The organism is Streptosporangium sp. NPDC001559, from assembly GCF_042893955.1.
In the GTDB taxonomy this organism is placed as follows: domain Bacteria; phylum Actinomycetota; class Actinomycetes; order Streptosporangiales; family Streptosporangiaceae; genus Streptosporangium.
Genome location: NZ_JBIAVG010000009.1, coordinates 133,088 through 151,138 on the forward strand (window position 1 = coordinate 133,088; position 18,051 = coordinate 151,138).

General features: G+C 71.6%; 14 protein-coding genes. 7 read left to right on the forward strand and 7 right to left on the reverse strand.

The window, feature by feature from the left end:
* The first annotated feature begins 60 nt into the window (after positions 1-60).
* Genes ACFYY8_RS21135 through ACFYY8_RS21145 form a run of 3 tightly spaced genes read left to right on the forward strand, consistent with a single transcriptional unit; the run spans position 61 to position 3,112 of the window.
* Positions 61-1,119, forward strand: a complete 1,059-nt coding sequence (locus ACFYY8_RS21135; protein WP_390043321.1) for a methyltransferase — start codon at positions 61-63, stop codon at positions 1,117-1,119.
* Positions 1,116-2,441, forward strand: a complete 1,326-nt coding sequence (locus tag ACFYY8_RS21140; protein WP_390043323.1) for an FAD-dependent oxidoreductase — start codon at positions 1,116-1,118, stop codon at positions 2,439-2,441. Before ACFYY8_RS21135 ends, ACFYY8_RS21140 begins: the two co-directional genes overlap by 4 nt.
* The gene (locus tag ACFYY8_RS21145) at positions 2,435-3,112 is read left to right on the forward strand and encodes a DUF6875 domain-containing protein (RefSeq protein ID WP_390043325.1); all 678 of its coding nucleotides are present in this window, start codon (positions 2,435-2,437) and stop codon (positions 3,110-3,112) included. Before ACFYY8_RS21140 ends, ACFYY8_RS21145 begins: the two co-directional genes overlap by 7 nt.
* Positions 3,113-3,206: 94 nt before the next feature.
* Here ACFYY8_RS21145 and ACFYY8_RS21150 read toward each other — a convergent pair whose 3' ends face one another.
* From ACFYY8_RS21150 to ACFYY8_RS21165, 4 genes are all read right to left on the reverse strand, one after another.
* Positions 3,207-4,661 (reverse strand): glycoside hydrolase family 3 protein, encoded by a 1,455-nt coding sequence (locus ACFYY8_RS21150; RefSeq protein WP_390043327.1) that lies wholly within the window; start codon positions 4,659-4,661, stop codon positions 3,207-3,209.
* 101 nt (positions 4,662-4,762) lie between these two features.
* The gene (locus ACFYY8_RS21155) at positions 4,763-5,614 is read right to left on the reverse strand and encodes a carbohydrate ABC transporter permease (protein WP_390043329.1); all 852 of its coding nucleotides are present in this window, start codon (positions 5,612-5,614) and stop codon (positions 4,763-4,765) included.
* Positions 5,611-6,624 (reverse strand): carbohydrate ABC transporter permease, encoded by a 1,014-nt coding sequence (locus ACFYY8_RS21160; RefSeq protein WP_390043332.1) that lies wholly within the window; start codon positions 6,622-6,624, stop codon positions 5,611-5,613. Before ACFYY8_RS21160 ends, ACFYY8_RS21155 begins: the two co-directional genes overlap by 4 nt.
* Positions 6,625-6,626: 2 nt before the next feature.
* A complete protein-coding gene (locus tag ACFYY8_RS21165; protein WP_390043336.1) occupies positions 6,627-7,973 on the reverse strand; it encodes a sugar ABC transporter substrate-binding protein in 1,347 nt (448 codons plus the stop codon).
* Positions 7,974-8,184: 211 nt separating this feature from the next.
* Here ACFYY8_RS21165 and ACFYY8_RS21170 point away from each other — a divergent pair, with 211 nt between their 5' ends.
* From ACFYY8_RS21170 to ACFYY8_RS21185, 4 genes are read left to right on the forward strand one after another with little or no spacing between them, the layout of a single operon-like run.
* Complete coding sequence (locus tag ACFYY8_RS21170) at positions 8,185-9,345, forward strand: ROK family protein (RefSeq protein WP_390043338.1); 1,161 nt, start codon at positions 8,185-8,187, stop codon at positions 9,343-9,345.
* An 11-nt stretch (positions 9,346-9,356) separates the two neighbouring features.
* Positions 9,357-10,001 (forward strand): M15 family metallopeptidase, encoded by a 645-nt coding sequence (locus ACFYY8_RS21175; protein WP_352008501.1) that lies wholly within the window; start codon positions 9,357-9,359, stop codon positions 9,999-10,001.
* A gap of 21 nt (positions 10,002-10,022) precedes the next feature.
* Positions 10,023-13,235 (forward strand): BTAD domain-containing putative transcriptional regulator, encoded by a 3,213-nt coding sequence (locus tag ACFYY8_RS21180; protein ID WP_390043341.1) that lies wholly within the window; start codon positions 10,023-10,025, stop codon positions 13,233-13,235.
* A 51-nt stretch (positions 13,236-13,286) separates the two neighbouring features.
* Complete coding sequence (locus ACFYY8_RS21185) at positions 13,287-14,456, forward strand: FAD-dependent monooxygenase (protein WP_390043343.1); 1,170 nt, start codon at positions 13,287-13,289, stop codon at positions 14,454-14,456.
* Positions 14,457-14,466: 10 nt separating this feature from the next.
* Here ACFYY8_RS21185 and ACFYY8_RS21190 read toward each other — a convergent pair whose 3' ends face one another.
* Genes ACFYY8_RS21190 through ACFYY8_RS21200 form a run of 3 tightly spaced genes read right to left on the reverse strand, consistent with a single transcriptional unit; the run spans position 14,467 to position 18,007 of the window.
* The gene (locus tag ACFYY8_RS21190; protein ID WP_352008504.1) at positions 14,467-16,296 is read right to left on the reverse strand and encodes a N,N-dimethylformamidase beta subunit family domain-containing protein; all 1,830 of its coding nucleotides are present in this window, start codon (positions 16,294-16,296) and stop codon (positions 14,467-14,469) included.
* The gene (locus ACFYY8_RS21195) at positions 16,293-17,702 is read right to left on the reverse strand and encodes a hypothetical protein (protein WP_390043346.1); all 1,410 of its coding nucleotides are present in this window, start codon (positions 17,700-17,702) and stop codon (positions 16,293-16,295) included. Before ACFYY8_RS21195 ends, ACFYY8_RS21190 begins: the two co-directional genes overlap by 4 nt.
* Positions 17,703-17,755: 53 nt before the next feature.
* Positions 17,756-18,007 carry an acyl carrier protein gene (locus ACFYY8_RS21200; protein ID WP_390043348.1) on the reverse strand — a complete coding sequence of 84 codons (252 nt, stop codon included), beginning with the start codon at positions 18,005-18,007 and terminating at the stop codon, positions 17,756-17,758.
* Positions 18,008-18,051 lie beyond the last annotated feature (44 nt).

The following is an 18,051-nucleotide window of genomic DNA, read 5'->3' on the forward strand; positions in this document are numbered from 1 at the left end:
AGGAAGCCACGTGAAACGTGCAAATCGTGCAAATCATGCAAGTCGCGCAAGGAGATAGCGATGCCGCTCTACCTCGACCCCGAGGAACTCCGCTACCAGGCGCCGGGACCACACCTCGACCTGATCGGGGCGATGGCCTTCCGCGCCGCCGGGGCCGCCCAGCGATTAGGAATCTTCGAGGCGCTCACGGCCGGGCCGTCGTCCGTCGCCGAACTGGCGGCCAGGACGGGCACGGACCCCGGCACACTGCCCGTCCTGCTGGACAGCCTCGTCGGTTTCGGCTACCTCGACAGGGGGGCGCGGGGAACCTACGCCAACAGCCCGATGACGGCGAACTCCCTCGACCGGCGCGACCCGTGGAGCTACGCCCCGGCCCTGGCCTTCTGGCACGACCTGCTGGGCGAGCTGTGGGACGGCCTTGAGGAGACCGTCAGGACCGGCAGGCCACAGGCCGACTTCTACACCTGGCTTGAGGGCCGCCCGCGCACGTTGCGCGACTTCCAGACCATGCTGGACGGGATGGCCGCGGGCATGGCCCCCCTCATCGCCGAGACCGCGCCCGACCCGGGGGAGCGGCTGCTCGACGTCGGCGGCGGCCACGCCCGCCACAGCATCGCCCTCTGCCAGGTCCACCCGCGCCTGACCGCGACGATCGTGGACCTGCCCGGCGCGATCGAGGGCGGCAGGACCCGCGTCGAGGAGGCGGGACTCGGCGACCGTGTCACCCTCGTCCCCGGCGACGTGACCACGGCCGACCTCGGCACCGGCTACGACACCGCGCTGCTGTTCAACGTCTGCCACGGCTTCGACGCGACGGCCAACCGCGCGCTGCTCGGCAGGGTCGCCGCCGCGCTGCGGCCCGGCGGCACGCTGCTCGTCCTGGAGACCTTCGCCGACCTGCCGGAGGGGACCTCCCCGGTCGCCGAGGCCTTCCTGCGCTCCTTCAGCCTCAACCTCGCCGTCACCCAGGGCGGCCGCGTCCACCCCTTCGAGGACGTGGCCGGATGGCTGGCCGAGGCGGGGTTCGAACACCTGGAGCGCCGCGGCCTCGACGGCCCCGACGAACTGCTCGTCGCCCGTCTGGCCGGCGCCGTACCGACGACAGGGGAGGGACGATGAAACGCCGGATCCTCATCATCGGAGCAGGGCCCGCGGGCACGCTCCTGGCCTGCTACCTCGTACGGCGGGGCTTCCAGGTCGACGTCTACGAACGGCGTCCCGACCCCCGGCTCCTCGACGAGGACGAGAGCAGGTCGATCAACCTCGGCCTGTCGGCCAGGGGCATCAGGGCGCTCGACGACATCGGTCTGATGGAGACGCTGCGGCCGCTCACCGTGCCGATGCGCGGCAGGGCCATCCACCTGCCCGGCGGCGCGCTGCCCTTCCAGCCGTACGGCGCGCACGAGGGCGAGATCCTCCACTCGGTGCTGCGTCGCGACCTCATCACCACCCTGGTCGACCACGCCGAGGCCCAGCCGGGGGTGCGCTTCCACTTCGGGCACCGGCTGGTCGACCTCGACCGCGAGGCGGCGGCCGTACGGCTCGTCGGGCCCGAGGGGGAGGAGGTCGGCGCGGACGCGGACGCGGTGATCGGCGCCGACGGCGCGTTCTCCCGGGTGCGGGCTCAGATGCAGCACGGGCTGCGGGCCGACCTCCACCAGGAGTTCCTCGAGTGGGGCTACAAGGAGCTGACCATCCCCGCGGCCGACGACGGCTCGGCCAGGACCAGGCTTGAGGCGCTGCACGTCTGGCCGGGGGAGGACGCCCTCATCGTCGCCCACCCCAACCGGGACAACTCGCTGACCGGGACCCTCTTCCTGCCCTTCGAGCGGTTCGGCGAGATCACCGACCCCGAGACGTTCCTGGCCGCGCGCTTCCCGGACACCCGGGAGCTCATGCCGTACCTCGCCAAGGAGTACGCCGAGCACCCGGTCGGGCACCTGGTCTCGGTCCGTACCTCGCACTGGCACCACAGGGACAAGGTGGCGTTGATCGGCGACGCCTGCCACGCGGTCTACCCCTTCTACGGCCAGGGCATGAACTCGGCGCTCGAGGACTGCACGGTCCTGGACCGGTGCCTCGGCGACCATCCGGACGACCTGGGCGCGGCCTTCGCCGCCTACCAGCGGCTGCGCAAACCGCACACCGACGTGCTGGACGAGCTGTCGAAGCAGAACTTCGTCGAACTGCGCGACCGGCTACGCTCCCCGCTCCACCTGGCCCGCAAGAAGGCCGACCTGCTGCTGGCCAGGCTGCTGCCCGGCAGGTGGGTGCCGCTGTACACGATGGTCTCGCACACCACGATCCCCTACGCCGACGCGCTGGCCCGCGCCAGGCGCCAGGACGCGTCGCTGAAGGCCGGGAGTGCCGCGCTCGGGGCGGTGCTGGCGGCCACGCTCGCGTTCGCCGTACGGCGGGGGAGGGGCGGACGGCGATGCTGACCGATCCGGCCGACCCCACGCGCGCGCTCATCGAGCTCTCCGACCTGGACGGCGAGCACGAACTGGTCCGCGGGTACGGTGTGCCGCTCAAGGAGACCGTCGTGTGGGCCAGGGAGTACCTGTGCAGGCCCCACCCCGACCTGGGCAGGAAGGGACCCGTCTGCCCCTACGCCCAGACCTCGCTCGACCGGGGGGTCTTCTACCTGGCGGTGCAGCCGGGGACGCCGGACGGCGACGCGGTGGCCGAGGCGCTGGACGGCTACCGCGACTGGTTCCGCGCGCTGGTCTCCCCGCCGGGGACCTCCGCGCAGTACCGCACGATCCTGGTGCTCTTCCCCGACCTGCCGGAGGCGGAGGCGGCGCGGACGATCGACGCCGCGCAGCGGCTGCTCAAGCCGCGCTACGTCAGGGAGGGGCTGATGGTCGGGGAGTTCTACCCGGGGCCGCCGCCGAAGGCGGGGCTGTGGAACCCGGACTTCCTGCCGTTGGGCAGTCCGGTCCCGATGCTGGTGATCAGGCACATGGTGGCGACGGACTTCGCGTTCCTGCGTGAGGACCGGGAACAGCTCGCGGCCTATCTGGAGCGCTTCGGAGATCGGCCGCCCGCGGCGCTGCGCGCGGAGGTGGAGGAGGCGGCCAGGCTGCACGGGTTCACCGTCAGGGTGCCGTAACGCGGAGTTCGTGACGCTTCGGGACGAGGGGTCCGTCCCGAAGCGTGACGTACCGGGGGGCGGGCGCAGACCCGGGTAAGGGGGCCGCGAGGCCTCAGATGCTCAGCAGCTCGGCGGCGGCCTGGGCGTTGGCGCGGGCGGCGCCGTACGTGGCGAGGTAGGTGGCCCCCTTGGGACGCCAGATCGGCAGCCCCATCTCAACGACCGTCGTGTCGGGACGGGCGGCCAGCACCGCGGAGACAACCGACTGGCTGATCTCGTAGCGGTGGGCGTCCTTGACCACGACGACCAGGGAACGGCCGCTGGCACGCTCCAGGATGTTCGGCACGTCCGCCTCCTCCGGCTTGACCCGGACGACCTCGGCCTGCGGCATCAGCGGGGCGAAACCCCACGGTACGTCGCCGACGGCGATGGTCGGGGGGGTCTCCATCTCGACCACCAGCGGGTCGACCAGCGGGGAGGTGGAGCCGGTGAGGGTCACGGCGCGGCGGGCGGCGGTGAGGCCGATCATGCTCTCCTCGGCGCGCTCCGGCTGGGACGAGCCGAACCAGGAACGCAGCTTGGCCACGCGCGCGGCGGAGGCCTCCAGCCGCTCGGCGGGCAGCCTTCCGTCGAGCACGGCGGCGACGATCTCGTCGACGATCGCGCGGACGTCCTCCTGGGTGGGCAGCGGGCCGAGGCAGAGCAGGTCCGCCCCCGCGGCGAGGGAGAGCACCGCGCCGCCGGCCAGGCCGACGCTCTCGGTGATGGCGTGCATGTCGAGGGCGTCGGTGACGATCACGCCGTCGTAACCGAGCTCACCGCGCAGCAGACCGCCCAGGGCGGCGGCCGACAGGGTGGCGGGCTCGGTGCCGGTCACCGAGGGCACCCGGACGTGCGCGGTCATGATGGACATGGTCCCGGCCTCGATCGCGGCGCGGAAGGGCACGAGCTCGCGCTCGCGCAGCAACTCGGCCGAGGCGTCGACGAGCGGGATCTCCAGGTGGGAGTCCTGCCTGGTCGCGCCGTGGCCGGGGAAGTGCTTGACGCAGGCGGCCACGCGGGCCGACTGCAGGCCGTGCACGGCCGCGACGGTGTGCCGGGAGACCAGGGCGGTGTCCGACCCGAAGGACCGGGTGCCGATGACGGGGTTGTCGTCGGCGGTGTTGACGTCGGCGGACGGGGCCATGTCCAGATTGATGCCGCAGCGGGCGAGGTCGTCGCCGATGGAGCGGTAGACACGCCGGGTCAGTTCGACGTCGTCGACGGCGCCGAGGGCGGCGTTGCCCGGGTAGGGGCTGCCCACGTGGTAGGCGAGCCGGGTGACGTCGCCCCCCTCCTCGTCGAGTGAGATGACGGGGTCACCGGCATCGCGCAGGCGGGAGGTGAGCGCCGAGAGCTGGGCGGGGTCGGCGACGTTGAAGCCGAACAGGGTGACCCCGCCGAGACCGTTCTCCAGGTCGTGGAGAACCCAGTCGGGGGCGGTGGTGCCCTGGAACGCGACGAGCAGCGTTCCGGCTGCGAGACGTCGCAGTACCTGATCGCTGGGAGCCGCGATGAGCTCAGACATGGCGGTAGATGCTCCTTACCTGAGGTGAGTAGGGGACAAACGAGGACAGGGCTGGTACGGCCAGCTCCTTGTGGGGGCGTGGCCGTACCAGCACCGCGGGGTTAGCCCTTGACAGCGCCGGCGACGAGGCCGGAGACCATTCGCCGTTGCACCAGGAGAAAGAAGATGATCACCGGGATCGTCATCAGGGTCGAGGCGGCCATGATTCCGCCCCAGTCGACCGATCGCTGGCTGACGAAGTAGCGCAGTGCCACGGGCATGGTGTAGCCGCCCTGATCGCTGATGAGGGTCAGCGCGAACACGAACTCGTTCCACGCGGTGATGAACGTGAAGATGCTCGTGGCCACCAGACCGGGGGCCACCAGGGGGAAGAGCACCTTCCAGAAGGTCGTGAAGCGGCTCGCGCCGTCGATCCAGGCGGCCTCCTCAAGAGACCTGGGCACCGCGGCGACGAAGGTGCGCAGCATCCAGATGCCGAACGGCAGCGTCAGCGCGACGTTCACCACGATGAGGCCGAGCAGCTGGTCGTAGAGACCGGCTCGCCTGACCATCAGGAACAGCGGGATGAGCAGGGCCTCGGCCGGGACCATCTGCACGATGAGCAGCAGGATCAGGAACGAGGTGCGCCCGCGGAACCTGAAGCGGGAGACCGCGGTCGCCGCCAGCAGGGAGAAGACGGCGCCGATGAGGACGGTGCCGACCGCGACGATGGCGCTGTTGAGCATGTAGCGCCAGATCGAGTGGCCGGCCACGCCCTCGCTGAAGACCCTCTCGACGTGCTCGATGGTCGGGTCCGTCGGGAAGGGGATGAACCGCGTCGTGAAGATCTCCTCGTTGCTCTTGAACGCGGTGGAGACCATCCAGTAGACGGGGAACACCGCGAACAGGAACACCAGGACGGCCGCGGTGTTGAGGCCGATCCTGCCGAGCAGCTTCCTGGTCTTGGGAGTCATCGCACGTCCTCCGTCTTCACGATCTGGCGGACGTAGAAGAAGGTGATGATGAGCAGGATCAGCGTCAGCACCACTGCGATCGCCGCGCCCAGGCCCATCTTGGGCGGGGAGCTGAACGCCTGGGTGAAGGCGTACAGCGACAGGTTGAAGGCGTCACGGTTGGAGGTTCCGCCCGCCAGCACGAACAACTGGGTGAAGACCTTGAAGTCCCAGATGACCGACAGCACGGTCAGCACGGAGAAGACCGGCTTGAGCAGCGGGAAGGTGATCTTCCAGAAGATGCGCCAGGCGGAGGCCCCGTCGACCTTGGCCGCCTCGTACAGTTCGGCGGCGATGCTGCGCAGACCCGCGAGCACCGAGACGGCGATGAAGGGGAAGCCGGCCCAGACCACGACCAGGATGAGGACCAGGTAGATGGTCACCGGGTCGTTGAGCCACGGCTCACCCGTCCAGTCGGCCCTGCCGAACAGGAGGTTGGACAGCCAGTCGGGCAGCGCGTTGAGCGCCCAGTTGATGACGCCGGACTCGGCGTCGAAGAGCCAGCGCCAGATGATGGCACTGGCGATCGCCGGGGTGGCCCAGGCGGCCATGATGCCGATGACCAGGAAGGTCGACATCTTCCTGCCGAGCTTGTTCAGCAGCAGGCCGACCAGGGTGCCCAGTCCCAGCGTGCAGGCGACCGTGACGACGGCGAACACGACGGTGTTGCGGAGCGAGGTCCAGAACAGCTCCGACTCGAGCAGCTTCAGATAGTTGTCGAACCCGACGGACTTGGCGGGTACACCCCGGATCTGCCGCAGTCCCACGTCCTGGAAGGACATGACGACCATCTGGTACAGCGGGTAGAGCAGCAGTCCGGCGATGACCACCAGACCGGGGATGAGCAGCGCGTAAGGGACCACCCCTTCGGGCAGTCCTCTGGAGCCGCGCGGGGGCTTCGTGCCTCTGCGCCCCCGCGCCGGGGCGGGGGAGGAGCCCCCGTCCCGGGCGATGGTTGAGGTGTTGGCCATGATTACTGGTTCAGGATCTCTTCGAGTTCCTTGTTGGCGTCGGCCAGGGCGGTGTCAATGTTCTTCTTGCCCTCGATGACCGAACGGGCCGCGTTCTGCAGAACGGCCTTGGTGTCGTTGGCCTCGGCCCAGTTGGTGTCGTTCGGGAAGCCCTTGGCGACCTTGAAGGTCTCCGCGAACGGCGCCTGCAGCGGGTCGGAGGCGAACTCGGCCAGCGCCTCCGGGTACAGCGGCAGCAGGCCGCCTTCCTTGGCGTAGCGGGTGCCGAACTCCTTGCCCGCGGCGACCTTCAGGTACTCGGCGGCGAGCTCCTGGTTCTTGGTGTCCTTCCAGATGGCGATGTCGTTGCCACCCTGGAAGGCGGGCGCCGGGCCGCTGCCGTCCTTGGCCGGCAGGGAGAAGAACGCCATCTGGTCGTCGCCGACCTTGTTCTTGCTCTGCTCCTTGATGGTGGTGATGTCCCACCCGCCGGTCACGAACATGCCGACCTTGTTGTTGGCGAAGCGGGTGCGGATGTCGATCGAGTTCTGGCTCAGAGCCGACTTACGCGACGCGCCGTGCTTGACGACCAGGTCGGTGTAGTACTGGAAGCCCTCCTTGAAGCCGGGCTCGGTCAGCTTGCCGACCCACTTGCCGCCGTTGAAGGCGGCGAAGTCGCCACCCGCGGACCACACGAACGGCGAGAGCGACATGTTGGCGTCGGAGCCGCCGTTGAAGGCGAAGCCGTCGACGTCCTTGCCCTTCTTCTCCACGATCTTCTTGGCGGCGGCGACGAGGTCGTCCCAGTTCTTGGGAACCTCGATGCCCAGCTCCTTGAACCAGTCCTTGCGGTAGAGGACGGCCCGGGTGCCACCACCCCACGGCGCGGCGTAGATCTTGCCGTCGACCGTCTCGTAGCCCCACAGGTTCTGCGGGATCTGCTGGAAGTCGGGGGTGTTCTTGGCGAGGTCGGTGATGTCGGCCAGCGCGTCCTGCGCGACCCACGCCGCCACCTGGTCGTTGCCGAACTCGGTGACGTCGGGGCCCTCACCGCCGGCGAGAGCGGCGGTCCACTTGGCCTGGGCGTCCGGCCACGGCACCCACTGGAGGTTGACCTCGGCGCCGGTGACCTCCTTGAACTTGGCGTTCATGTCGGCCATGAGCTTGTTCTGCACTTCGTCCGGAGCGCCCAGGCGCCAGACGGTCAGGGTCTGGCCGGCGAACTTGGGGCCGGAGGCGGCGGCGGAGGGCGCCTCGGACGCACCAGTGTTGTTCGAGGCGGTGGGCTCGCTACTGCTGCCGCACGCGGCAAGGCCCAGGGCGAGGGCGGCGGTGGTTGCCGTCGTGGTGGCGATTCTCGCGAACTTCACTTGAGTTCTCCCTTTCCGGCTTTCGACGGGGTAGGCGCTCAGCTGCTTTTTGGCTTGGGTCCCCGCGACCCTCTTACTCACGATCAGTGATCGGAGTTGTCGTAACCCGCGGCTCGGTCGCTCTTGCCTGCGGGCTGACTAGGGCTAAACTAACAAGAAACTTTCTTAAAAGAAACGATCGTTAGCGGATCGTGACGGGGGGAAGCCGATCTTGTCCAGACGTCCGGGAACCCCTCGGCTGCTGCGTCAGCTCAATGACCGCGCAGCCCTGGAGCTCCTGCTGTCCAGTGGGCCTCTCACCCGGGCTGAGCTGGGAGAACTCACCGGTCTCTCCAAGGTGACCGCCGGCCAGTTGCTCGCCAGACTGGAGGAACGCAGGCTCGTCGCCATGGTCGGGGAACAGGCGGGCGGGCGGGGGCCGAACGCGGCGCTCTACGGCGTCGTTCCCTCTTGCGCGTACGTCGCGGGACTCGACGTGCTGCCCGACCGGATCAGCGCGGGAGTGGCCGACATAACCGGCGAGACGGTCGCCGAGGTCCGCGTCGACCCCAGCGGTCATAACGATCCGGTACGGCTGGTGCGCGGCGCCGTGCAGAAGGCGTGCGAGTCGGCGGGCATCGGCATGGACCGGCTGCGCGCCTTCGTGATCGGAACCAGGGGCGTCGTCGACCCCCGCACCGGCGACGTCCGCTTCTCCTTCGACCTGCCCTCCTGGCACGAGGGCGTGCTCGCCCAGCTGCGCCGGGACCTCAACGTCTCGGTGACCATAGAGAACGACGTGAACCTGGCGGCGCTCGCCGAGCGCTTCTGCGGCGCGGCCCTGGACGTCGAGGACTTCGTGCTCGTCTGGGCGGGCGTCGGCCAGGGACTCGGGGTCATGCTCGGCGGGCGCCTGCACCGCGGCTTCACCGGTGGCGCGGGCGAGATCGGCTGGCTGCCCGTGCCCGGGGAGCCGCTGCCGACCGAGGTGACCGAACCCCAGTCGGGCTCGTTCCAGCGACTGGTCGGCGGCGACGCCCTGGCCAGCCTGGCGGACGCGCACGGCATCCGGGGGGACTCGCTGGCCGACCACGTCAGCCAGGCCGTCACGAACGACTCCGGGGGCTTCCTGGACGAACTGGCCGGGCGTCTGGCGGTCGGCGTCGCCGCGGTGGCCGTGGTGCTCGACCCCGGACTGATCGTGCTCAGCGGCGACATCGGCAGGGCGGGCGGGAAGGTGCTCGCGGCCAGGGTCGAGGAGGCGGTGGCCAGGGTCTGCCCGAGCCAGCCCAGGGTCGTCGTCTCGGAGGTCATGGGCAACTCCGTGTTACGCGGGGCCCTGGTCTCGGCCCTGAACCAGGCCCGGGAGCAGGTCTTCTCCGAGACGGTGTGACAATTGCGGCTATGCACGACATCGTTCTGATCTCCGATCCCCGGGTGGCCGCGATTCCGGTCGAGGAGTCCGGGGAGCGGCTGGTCGACGTCCGGGGGCGGCTGCGGGTCGACGGGCGGATGGCCGACCGCGACGGGGCCTTCGCCCACCTCAGGCAGGGGCTGGTGGCCAGGCTTGAGGAGGCGCAGCGGCACCTCCCCGAGGGCTACCGGCTGCTGATCGTCGAGGGATACCGGCCGCCCTCGACGCAGCAGCAGATCTTCGACGAGTACTCGGCGGAACTCCGGGCGACATTTCCGGAAATGTCGCCCGAGGAGATCGTTTCGGCGGCCAGCCGCTACGTCTCGCCGGTCGAGGTCGCCCCGCACACCGCGGGCGCGGCCGTCGACCTGACCCTGTGCACCGAGGACGGCGTCGAGGTCGACATGGGCAGCCCGCTCAACGCCACCCCCGAGCAGAGCGAGGGCGCCTGCTACACCGCCGCCCCCGGCATCTCCCCGCAGGCGCGCCGCAACCGCGAGCTCATGGGAGCCGCCCTCGACGCGGCGGGCCTGGTCAACTACCCCACCGAGTGGTGGCACTGGTCCTACGGCGACCGCTACTGGGCCATGACCACCGGAGCCCCCTCCGCCCTCTACGGTCCCCGCGCCCTCTGAGAGCCCGGGACAATCGACCCCATGCGGTTCGGCATCCTCGGCCCTCTGGACGTGCGCTCCCCGGCCGGTGAGGCGATCGCCGTACCCGGGCCGAGACCGCGCGCTCTGCTCGTGATGCTCCTGCTGGAACCGGGCCGGGTGGTGACCGTCGAGCGCCTGATCGACGGCCAGTACGGCGACGCCCCTCCCTCGGGCGCCGCCAACGCGGTGCAGGCCCAGGTGTCCAGGCTCCGCCGGGCCCTGCCCGCCGAGCTGGTCGAGTTCCACGGGATCGGCTACCGGCTGGCGGCCGACCCCGAGGACGTCGACGTCCACCGCTTCGAACGGCTCACCCGGCAGGGGCGGCTGCTGCTGACCTCCGGCCGTCACGCCGTCGCCGCGGACGTCCTGCGTGAGGCGCTCGGCCTGTGGCGGGGGCCCGCCCTGCAGGACCTGCCCTTCGGCGGGGCGCAGGTGGCGCGCCTCGAGGAGCTGAGACTGACCGCGGCCGAGGACCTGGCCGAGGCCGAACTCGCGCTTCCCGAGGCCGACCCGGTGGCCGAACTGCGGCGGCTGACGGCCGCCAGCCCGCTGCGGGAACGCCCCAGGGGCCAGCTGATGCGCGCGCTGAGCGCCGCGGGACGCCAGGCGGAGGCCCTTGAGGTCTTCGAGGAGACACGGAGACTGCTGGCCGGGGAACTCGGCGCCGACCCCTCACCCGAGCTGGCCGCGATCCACCTGGCCGTCCTGCGCGCCGAACGCCCGGCCCCGCCCAGGGGGAACGGCCTCCCCGTGCAGCTGACCGGCTTCGTCGGGCGCGAGAAGGAGCTGGAACGGCTCGCCGCGCTGCGCGGGCACCGGCTGGTCACGATCGTCGGTCCCGGAGGCACGGGCAAGACCCGGCTGGCGGTCGAGGCGGCCGGGCGCATCCGGGGCACCGGGGACACCGGGGATATCGGGGGCATCGGGGGCATCGGGGGCGAGGTGTGCTTCGTCGACCTGTCCCCGCTCGCCGACCCGGCCCCGCGGGACGGCCGGGCACCGGCCGGCACAACGGTCGTCCCATCGGCCGTGACGGCCCCCCAGGTGGCCCAGGCGGTGCTCGGCGCCCTCGGACTGCGTGAGACGGGCCTGCAGTCGCTCCACGCCCCCGACCCGGTGGCGCACCTGGCCTCGGCCCTGGCCGGGCGGGAGCAGCTGCTGATCCTCGACAACTGCGAGCACGTGGTCGAGGCCGCCGCGACCCTGGTCCGCGAACTGCTCGGCGCCTGCCCCGGGCTGTCGATCCTGGCCACCGGCCGCGAACCCCTGGGCATCACCGGCGAGACGCTCGTGCCGCTGGCGCCGCTTGCCGTCCCGCCCCCTGACGCCACCCCCGCGCAGGCCGCGGCCTACCCCGTCGTCCGGCTGTTCGCCGACCGGGCGGCGGCCGTACGGCCCGGGTTCGAGACGGACGAGGGCAACGTGGCGGTGGTCGCCGGGATCTGCGCGGCGCTGGACGGGCTGCCGCTCGCGGTCGAACTGGCGGCGGCGAGGCTGCGCTCCTTCACCGTCGAGGAGATCGCCGTCCGCCTGGCCGAGCACGGCCGCTTCCGGCTGCTGTCCAGGGGCGACCGTACGGCCGCCGCCCGGCACCGGACCCTGCGCGCGGTCGTCGAGTGGAGCTGGGACCTGCTCACCCCCGGCGAGCGGGTGCTGGCCAGGCGGCTGGCCGTCTTCTCCGCGGGCGCCTCCCTGGAGGCGGTCGAGGCGGTCTGCGACGTCGAGGACGCCGCGGGCCTGCTGGCCGACCTGGTGGACAGGTCGCTGGTCGAGACCGACGGCGACCGCTACCGGATGCTCGACACGATCCGGCTGTTCTGCGCGGAACGGCTGGCCGAGGCCGGAGAGCGGGAGCGGATGGACCGCGCCCACGCCCGCCACTTCCTCGCCCTGGCCCGGCGCGCGGATCCGCACCTGCGCGGGGCCGAGCAGCTGACGTGGCTGGCCAGGCTGTCGGCCGACCACGGCAACCTGACGGCCGCGCTGCGCAGGTCGGTGGCCGCGGCGAAGACGGGCGACGAGGACGGCAGGCGGACGGCGCTGCGGCTGGTCACCGCGCTCGCGGCCTACTGGTGGCTGAGCGGGCGGCGCGGCCAGGTCGGGGAGATCGCCGCCGAACTCCTCGAAACGGCCCCCGAACCCGCGGAGGGGTTCGAGGAGGAGTACGTCATGTGCGTGGTGCACGCCGTACCCCGGGCACTGCCCGAGCACTGGCGGCGGGCGGAGGCGACCGTGGCCGGGCTTGAGCGGCTGCGCCACCCCTTCACCGTCGCGCTGTGGGGCATGGCCGCAGGGCCGCCGCCCAAGGCCGACCTGCGCACGCTGGCGGGGTCCGACCCCTGGCTGCGGGCCCTGGAGAGGCTGAGCGTGTCCCTGCTCGCGATGCTGTGGGGCGACCCGGTCTCGGCGGAACGGGGACTTCGGGAGACACTGACCCACTTCGACGCCATCGGGGAGCGGTGGGGGACGGCCCAGGCGCTGGACGGGCTGGCCCTGATCGCGGCCGGACGCGGCGAGTGGGCGCGCGCCCATGACATGTGGGCCCGGGCCCTGGAGCTGTTCGAACGGCTCGGCGCCACCGAGGAGACCGCCGACGTGCTGACGCGCAGGGCCGAAGGGCTGGTGCGTCAGGGCGAGACCGCCGCGGCCGTCGCCGGCTACCGGCGCGCCGGGGAACTGGCCCGCACCACCGGCAGGCCGGGCGCGGCGGCCACGGTCCACCTGGGACTGGCGGAGATCGCCAGGCACGACGGCGACCTCGCCGAGGCGGAACGCCTGCTCGGCCTCGCCCTCGACGCCTCACAGGACGGCGACTTCGGCATCGAGGGGACACAGGCCCGCGTGCTGGTCGCGCTCGGCAGGCTGGCCGAGGCCGGGGGAGACCGGGAACAGGCCCGTCTCATGCACCGCCGGGCGATCGCCGTGGTTCACGGGTCCCCGATGGCCGTCGACCTCGCCGACGTCGCCGAGGGGCTGGCGGGGGCCGTGTTGCTCGACGGGGCGGCACGGGAGGCGGCGGCGCTGCTCGGCACGGCGGTCGCGCTGCGCGGCATGGCCGTCGCCGGAGACCGCGACGTCGCCAGGATCGCCGGAGCCGCCCGCGACCTCATCGGCGCCGAGGCCTTCGCCGAGGCGTTCGCCCGAGGCGCCGCCATGAGCCAGGAGGAGGCCCGGCAGGAGGTGCTGACAGCGCCCGGCGCGTGGGACGGGTGACTGTCAACGCGGTGTCGGCGGGCTGTCAGCGCCCGCGCCGAAGCTCCTCACATGAAGAACACCACGGTCCTCATCTCCGGCGCGAGCATCGCCGGGCCCGCCCTCGCCCTCTGGCTCGGCCGCATGGGCTGCACCGTCACCGTCGTGGAGAAGGCGCCCGCCCTCCGGCTCGGCGGCCAGGCCGTCGACTTCAAGGGGGCCACCCACCTCACCGTGCTCGAACGCATGGGCGTCCTCGACGAGGTACGGCGGCGCCAGACGGGCGGAACCGACCAGGAGGTCGTCGACGCGGACGGCAGGCGCCTGGCGGTCATACCCGGGGCGTTCACCGGCGGCGACATCGAGATCCGCCGCGGCGACCTGGCCGCCCTGCTGTACGAGCGGACCCGGCGGAGCTGCGAGTACGTCTTCGGCGACTCCATCACCTCGCTGACCGAGACGGCGGGCGGCGTGCACGCCACCTTCGAGCGCGGCGCGCCGCGCACCTTCGACCTGGTCGTCGGCGCCGACGGCATCCACTCCAACGTGCGGCGCCTGGTCTTCGGCCCCGAGTCCGGCTACGTGAACTTCACCGGCCACTACTACGCGCTGGCCGACCTGGACCTCGACCACCCGCCCGCGATGTACAACGAGCCGGGCAGGATGGCCGCGCTCGGCGGCCCCAAGGCGCCCGCGTTCTTCGTCTTCGCCTCCGAGCGGCTCGACTACGACCGCTACGACGCCGAACAGCAGAAGCGACTCCTGATCGACGCCTACCGGGGCATGGGCTGGAAGGTCCCCGAGCTGATGGCCAGGCTGCGCGACGCCGAGGAGGTCTACCTCGACTCGATCAGCAAGGTCAGGATGGACCACTACGCGAAGGGTCGGGTCGTGCTGCTCGGCGACGCCGCCTACGGCAACACCCTGGGCGGCTTCGGCAGCGGCCTGGCGATCGTCGGCGCCCACGTGCTGGCCGGGGAACTGGCCGAGGCGGACGGCGACCATGTGACCGCGTTCGCGAGGTATGAGGAGATCATGCACCGCTACGCCACGGTGACCGGGCAGAGCAGCGCGGGTCCCTTCCTCGCCCCGCCCTCGCCGCTGCGCATCACCATGCGCAACTGGATGTTCAAGCGGAGCCTCCTGCTCCGGATGCTGCTGAAGGCGACCGACAGGTTCGCCAGGTCCGTCGAGCTCAAGGACTACCCGGCTCTCGCCCCCGCCGGACGTTCCGCCAGGTGACAGGGGCGGGTCAGCGGTCGGGCAGGGGGGTGCGCCAGAACAGCGGGCGGTCGGGGCCGGTGCCGATCAGCAGGCCCGCGTGCGCCGTCAGGACGGTGCAGCCGCCCGCGTCGCACAGGTCCTCCCACCCGGCGGGACCGACGACCGGCGGGCGGGTCCGGATCCTGCCCTCCGCGTCGGCGATGTAGAGGCGGCCGTTCATCGCGGTGAGACTCACGGCACCGCCGGAGGGGCCGGCCAGGACCCAGTCGGAGGTCTCCGGGCGCAGCTTCCACAGCCCCTCGGCGTTCACCGCGAAGAACTCCCCGTTCACCATGCCCAGGCCGACCGGCTCGGCCGGTGCCTCGGCGAGGGTCGTCCAGCCGTCCTCCTGGTCGTCGAAGACGAGCCGCCCGTCCGCGGTGAGGCCGTACAGGCCGATGGGATGCGCGGTGGTCGCCTCCCTGGGGGTGGCCATGGCGACGACCCCGGGGGCGGTTCCCGCGTGCCGCCAGCGCAGGTTCTGGGCCGAGACGTCACGCACCAGCAGTGAGCCGTCGGGGGCGACGCCGTACAGGCGGGAGCCGAAGACCGTCAGCGCGCGCAGCGAACCGGCGCCGCCGACGATCTGCCAGCCGCCGACGGGCTCCGACAGGCGGTCGAGCACGTTGCGGGTGATCCGGTCGACCATGGGGTCGTGCAGGGCGTTGCCCCAGTTCACGGTCGAGGCGGTGAACACCGTCCCGGCACCGAGGCCGAAGACGCCCATGGTCGCCATGCCGCCCTGGCCGTAGCGGTGCCAGTGGCGCAGGTCGGCGGTGGCGAGGATGACGAAGGAGGGCGGGGTGCCGTCCCGGCCGGTCGCCAGCGGGACACCGTCCACCTCGACGAAGTCGCAGGCGTCGGTCTCGTAGCCGATGGCGCCCTGGCCGAACTTGTCGCCCTCGCCGAGCCCGGTCCCCTCGAACACCCAGTGCTCGGGGAACCTGACCGTGTAGGACTCCTCGTGCATCAGCCGCATGTACGGTCCCCACGTCCCGGCGCCGCGTCTGAAGCTGACGCCGGTCAGCGTGTTCTCCGGCCGGTTCACCGGGGCGCTCGACCACTCGACCGTGGTCAGGCCCGGTTCGACCGTGGCCATCGGGTCCATGGCCGCGTCGCGGTAGCAGACCATGGTCCGGCCGTCGTCCTCAAGACGGAACTGCCACCAGCAGGTGTTGCCCGAGAACACCGCGAGGTTGCCGCCGCGGGCGACGAAGGCCTCGACGTTGTCGCGCATCCCGGCCGTCCAGTACTCGTCGTGACCGTTGACGACCAGCAGCCGGTAACCGGCCAGCAGTTCGGCGCCGTCATGCAGGTCGAGTCCCGAGCAGTAGTCGACGTCGTAGCCCGCCGGGCCGAGCCAGCGGAGCATGCCCTCCTCCCAGCGCTCGGGCGGCGGACCCCCGCCGGGCCGGGTGAAGGAGACCTTCGCGGCGCGGGTCGGCTCCTCGGTCCAGTAGATCGACTCCCCGGGGATGCCCGCCCGGTTGTAGGCCTGCCAGGTCGGGAACGGGATCGACAGCAGGACCCGGGAGGAGGGCCTGGCCGCCCTGACCACGAAGTAGACGTCGGAGAGCCCGTCGGAGGAGTCCTCCTCCGAGGTGAAGACCGCGCGGTAGAGCGAGCTGGGCCAGTCGCCGGGGACGTCGAGCGTCCAGACGGGGCCGTCGAACCTCGCCTGGAGCACCGGCCGGTCGGCGGCGACGTCCTCGACCGTGACCGAACCGCGCGCCGGGGCGCGTGAGGTGCGGGTCAGGTGGAAGCGCAGCGACCCCTCCTGGACGCACGAGGTGGACTCGGCGTAGGCGTAGACCGTCATCCGACCGGCTCCAGCGTCTCGTGGAAGGCCGCCTCGACCAGCAGCGACTCCAGGTCGCGCAGGTAGCGTTCCATGGCCTCCTTCGGCAGGTAACGGGTGTCGGCGGTCAGCGAGACACCCAGGCCGCCGCCCTCCCCGGTCACGTGCAGGCAGAAGCGGCAGTTGAGCTGGTCCTGGCTGAGCGGCCAGGTCAGCGTGGTCTCCTCCATCGCCGTCCGTACGGTCCGCTCGTCGTGGGAGGCGTCGACCCGGTCGATGAAACGCATGTCGTTGAAGCAGCAGTAGGGGTGGACCCGGGTGCCCCGATCGCGGCTGACCCGTTCGGTCAGCCGGTCCCTGTCCCCGGGGTCGTGGTAGGCGGAGCGGTAGGCGCGCAGCGCCGCGGGCTTGGCGGCCCTGAGCACCTCGGCGAAGGAGCGCCCGCCCACGTCGAGCACGAACAGGCCCTCCTGGGAGAGGGTGGTGACGGCCTGCGCGGCGTCCTGGCGGAAGCGGTTGCCGACGATGGGCAGCATCGCGCACACCTCGTGCCCGGTCACCGAGCAGACCAGCACGCTGGAGGCGGCCAGCAGCACGGTCGAGGTGCTGGTGCCGTACACGGCCGCGATCCGCTGCACGGCCAGGTCGAGCGCCCTGGAGACCAGGTGCGCGCGCCAGATCGGCGGCCCCTCCGGGGCGGCGACCCGGCGGTCGAACATGGTCGGAGGGATGCGCCGGTACTCCCGTTCCCAGTGCTCGGCGGCGATGCGGGCGACCCGCAGGCCGGGCTCGGAGCGCTGCCAGCGGGCCAGGTCGAGCGGGGAGGGCGGCGTCGGTCCCGGTACGGCTCCGCGCAACAGCAGCAGCCGCAGGTCGGTGATCGCGACCTCGGCGCCGAGTCCGTCCGCGGCCAGGTGGCAGAAGACGAGCACGATGTGGGTCACCGTCTCGTCCTCGGCGACCACCAGCCCGACTCTGAGCGGCCACTCGCCGGCGTAGTCGAACGGCGTCGCGGACAGCTCCTCCATCAGCCGTTCCGGGTCGTCACGGGAGACGGTCAGCGGGATGCTCCCGGCGGTCCCGAGGACCTGCGCCGGTTCGGCGCCCCCGTCCTGCCCCCCGGCCTGCGCCGGTACCCGTGAGGAGGAGGCCGCCCCTGGCCCCGTCCCCACGGACGTCTCAAGCCCTGTGTTCAACCCGGCGCTCAGCCTCGTCCGCAGCGACTCGTGCCGTTCGACCAGGACGCCCAGGATCTCCGCGGCCCGCGTCACGGTGAGCGGCCTGGCCCGTCTCGGCACCGCGAGCACGCGGCCGAAGTTGAAGTAGTGGTCGTCCGGTGCCGTCTTCCTGATCGCGTCCCAGATGGCCCGCTGTCCCCAGGTCAGCGGAGCCGTACCCGACCGGCTCCCCGAGAACCGGATGTCCATGTTTTCTCTCCCCCGTTCGAAAAACGCCTCCCGACCGCTCTGTCAGGGGTGCCTCAGGGGCCGGAGCCTCCGGCCTGTGCGATGTGGCGTTCGAGCGCCCCCAGGTCGTCCAGCAGGTCGAGGCCGTCGCCGGACAGGTCGATCTCGATGCCGAACTCCGTCTCGACCGCGTCGATCAACCGCATCTGGGCCAGGGAGGTGACCCCCAGGGCGGACAGCGGGACCGTGGCGTTCAGCGCCTCCTCGGCGGTGACGGCGCCGTCCGACGCCGAGGCCACCATCGCGGCCAGCCGTTCCCTAACCATTGACGCTCCTCCTCAGATGACGGCCACGGACGTCGTCCAGCGAG

Excerpts from the sequence above, each read along its gene's own strand:
- ACFYY8_RS21135 (WP_390043321.1), top strand. The coding sequence starts at position 61 with ATGCCGCTCTACCTCGACCCCGAGGAACTCCGCTACCAGGCGCCGGGA.
- ACFYY8_RS21140 (WP_390043323.1), top strand. The coding sequence starts at position 1,116 with ATGAAACGCCGGATCCTCATCATCGGAGCAGGGCCCGCGGGCACGCTC.
- ACFYY8_RS21145 (WP_390043325.1), top strand. The coding sequence starts at position 2,435 with ATGCTGACCGATCCGGCCGACCCCACGCGCGCGCTCATCGAGCTCTCC.
- ACFYY8_RS21150 (WP_390043327.1), bottom strand. The coding sequence starts at position 4,661 with ATGTCTGAGCTCATCGCGGCTCCCAGCGATCAGGTACTGCGACGTCTC.
- ACFYY8_RS21155 (WP_390043329.1), bottom strand. The coding sequence starts at position 5,614 with ATGACTCCCAAGACCAGGAAGCTGCTCGGCAGGATCGGCCTCAACACC.
- ACFYY8_RS21160 (WP_390043332.1), bottom strand. The coding sequence starts at position 6,624 with ATGGCCAACACCTCAACCATCGCCCGGGACGGGGGCTCCTCCCCCGCC.
- ACFYY8_RS21175 (WP_352008501.1), top strand. The coding sequence starts at position 9,357 with ATGCACGACATCGTTCTGATCTCCGATCCCCGGGTGGCCGCGATTCCG.
- ACFYY8_RS21180 (WP_390043341.1), top strand. The coding sequence starts at position 10,023 with ATGCGGTTCGGCATCCTCGGCCCTCTGGACGTGCGCTCCCCGGCCGGT.
- ACFYY8_RS21185 (WP_390043343.1), top strand. The coding sequence starts at position 13,287 with ATGAAGAACACCACGGTCCTCATCTCCGGCGCGAGCATCGCCGGGCCC.
- ACFYY8_RS21190 (WP_352008504.1), bottom strand. The coding sequence starts at position 16,296 with ATGACGGTCTACGCCTACGCCGAGTCCACCTCGTGCGTCCAGGAGGGG.
- ACFYY8_RS21195 (WP_390043346.1), bottom strand. The coding sequence starts at position 17,702 with ATGGACATCCGGTTCTCGGGGAGCCGGTCGGGTACGGCTCCGCTGACC.
- ACFYY8_RS21200 (WP_390043348.1), bottom strand. The coding sequence starts at position 18,007 with ATGGTTAGGGAACGGCTGGCCGCGATGGTGGCCTCGGCGTCGGACGGC.